This is a genomic window from Microcoleus sp. LEGE 07076 (assembly GCF_015207455.1).
In the GTDB taxonomy this organism is placed as follows: domain Bacteria; phylum Cyanobacteriota; class Cyanobacteriia; order Cyanobacteriales; family Microcoleaceae; genus Microcoleus.
The window spans coordinates 1-2,509 of record NZ_JADEWV010000408.1; the positions used below are offsets into that span (position 1 = coordinate 1).

Here is a 2,509-nt window from a genome sequence, read left to right on the forward strand (position 1 = left end):
ATCTGGCAGCGACGCACCGAAAAATTAGGAGCTACCACTCAACAAACCGTAGGGTGTGTCGCTTTCTACCATCAAGAATTAAGCTGTAAAATCTGGCAGCGACGCACCGAAAAATTAGGAGCTACCACTCAACAAACCGTAGGGTGCGTCGCTTTCTACCATCAAGAATTAAGCTGTAAAATCTGGCAGCGACGCACCGAAAAATTAGGAGCTACCACTCAACAAACCGTAGGGTGCGTCGCTTTCTACCATCAAGAATTAAGCTGTAAAATCTGGCAGCGACGCACCGAAAAATTAGGAGCTACCAATCAACAAACCGGGTTTTTAACCAATCTGTGTACTGCGATGAAATCTTTTCGCAAAAACCCGATTTCCCATCGCAAATTCCGGTTTACTTCAACTGTCAACTGTTTATCCGGGACTTTTATTCTTCAATCCAAAATCCCAAATCCAAAATCTAAAATCGATTGACGGCGGCCCCCATCTGCGGCTACGCTTTGAAGTGAGAGGTTGCTTGCTTGTAGAGTCAGCAGCCCGCGTCCCCTCCGCTTCGCTGCGCCCAAAGCTTTTGCGAGCAGCAATGGACAGCTAACCGCCAAACTGAAACAGGCAGTCTGGAGGCTAACTGCAAATCTTAACATTTTCTGTAGCCGCCCTGCTATGTGTTGAAAAGCGGGGCGGCTGGGTTTTTGGGTTTTCCTAGAAAACCCAAAACCAAGAGAACATAATTATGTCACAGGAATTCTTGCCTGACGACAACAAATCTGACTGCCCAAATGACGACTCAGCAGTATCCGAACAGGAAGTGGTGCGGTTAACGGTTGTTGGTTCGCCCAAAGGTGTCAGGGAAACCATACTGACTTTGTACCGGCTGGGATTTGCAGAAGTGGGCGATTGGAGTCCCCTACAGCGTGCGGCTAATCGGAAGCAGGTGATGAGCGTGCTGATCCGTCGTTCGCGGGCTGATGATACATCCTCGAGAAAATCTGGGCGGTAAGCTGTAAGGTTAAGTCGTTTTTAGGGCTTACGCATGGGGCCCAGAAACCGGGTTTTTATGAGAATTCTTCGTTGTGATGCGTAGATTCGGCTAAAAACCCGGTTTCTTTGAAGGCTGACGCACGGGTGGCCAGAAACCGGGTTTTTCCCTTGAATTCATTGGTTGTGATTCGCAGATTCGGCCAAAAACCCGGTTTCTTTGTCGGAGTGCGTAAATCCTGTGAACTTTTGGTGTAAGTTAACTGGACAAATCCGCCTCCTGAATGCCGCATCTTTACTGCTTCGTATCGAGCTAATACAGTATAGTAAAATCCTTCAGCTCGTGAAATCAGTCCCAGCGAAGAATCACTTTTCATCCACAACTCATCTCTCACTCCCAGCAGCGACTTGCATTCCCCATACCGACTCTTTCCCAAAGCTCCATTAAACACCTCTTCCCATTCCTTCACACCCCGCTCCCAATCCAAGCGATTAGCATGAAAAATTGCCTCAGCCGCATCTCCCACTTCCCGATAATGTCCCTCTAAAACCTCATGAGCTTTGCGAGTTTTCGGATTATCCCGATCGCAATCCAAGCGCCGCAATAAATCATGAATCCGATACCAATTATCCCCCCGCTTCTCCGATTTCCACACAAAGGAAAAACTCGTCAAAACCTCAAAATTTGCACTACTTGCTTGGAAGTGACAACCAGCCCCCAATTTCACATACAAATTCAGATCAAAAGCGCGACACGCACTCAGCGAATGCACCGCCGATCGCACTTCGCGATCCACATACAAAAGCAACCGATCCGTTAACTCCGCAGTCTTATTTTCCAACTTCGGAATCCGCGCAAAATCCGACGACAGCAACTCAATTCCCCGCCTTCTTTCTGCCAGCACCACATCCGCGCACAAACCTAAATAAAACGGATGTACCTGCAAATTTTCCCAACTATCATCAGCATTGACGCTGGCATATTTAATTACAGCATCTGCCAAATCAGCCTTGTCAATCTCCACTTTGTGCAAGTAATCCCTCGCATCAGCGGGAGACAAATGCCGCACCAATTGTTTATCTATATAATCTGCGGGAATCGGAAACCTCGGCGCATTCGGCCACCGCAATTGTGTGACAGGACAATCTCGTCCCGCCACAGCAACCACAATCCCCAATTTATAATCTAGCGCCCTCAGCAACCGCCGAAACCACTCATCTTGATACCAAAAAGTTGCTCCCTGAGAATTGCGTTTGGCATCCCACATTTTCTCGTGAGTATCGAACAGCATCACGAGGCGATCGGGTTTATTTCTGCCCGCCATTGCCGCATTCAAATCCCCGGCAAACAATTTCGGCAAACAGTCGATTAATTCAGTATCAATATCTTTGCGGCGAATTTCATCAGCCGTTTCGTCGCTGACACCCAACCGCGTTTGAATTAATTTCATCGTTCGCTTAATCCCGCCGAATTTATCGATTAATTTCAGCCCCGCCGCTACTTGTGACACCACGGGAAATCCGGCAAAGGTTT

General features: G+C 47.9%; 2 protein-coding genes and 1 pseudogene. 2 read left to right on the forward strand and 1 reads right to left on the reverse strand.

Features of this window, described 5'->3' with window-relative positions; genetic code table 11:
* A partial coding sequence (locus IQ270_RS29705) for a hypothetical protein (RefSeq protein WP_193976690.1) occupies positions 1-471 on the forward strand: 471 nt, incomplete at its 5' end.
* 259 nt (positions 472-730) lie between these two features.
* A complete protein-coding gene (locus IQ270_RS29710; protein WP_193976691.1) occupies positions 731-997 on the forward strand; it encodes a hypothetical protein in 267 nt (88 codons plus the stop codon).
* A gap of 55 nt (positions 998-1,052) precedes the next feature.
* Here IQ270_RS29710 and IQ270_RS29715 read toward each other — a convergent pair.
* Positions 1,053-2,509: pseudogene (locus tag IQ270_RS29715) on the reverse strand (hypothetical protein); the annotation flags it as partial.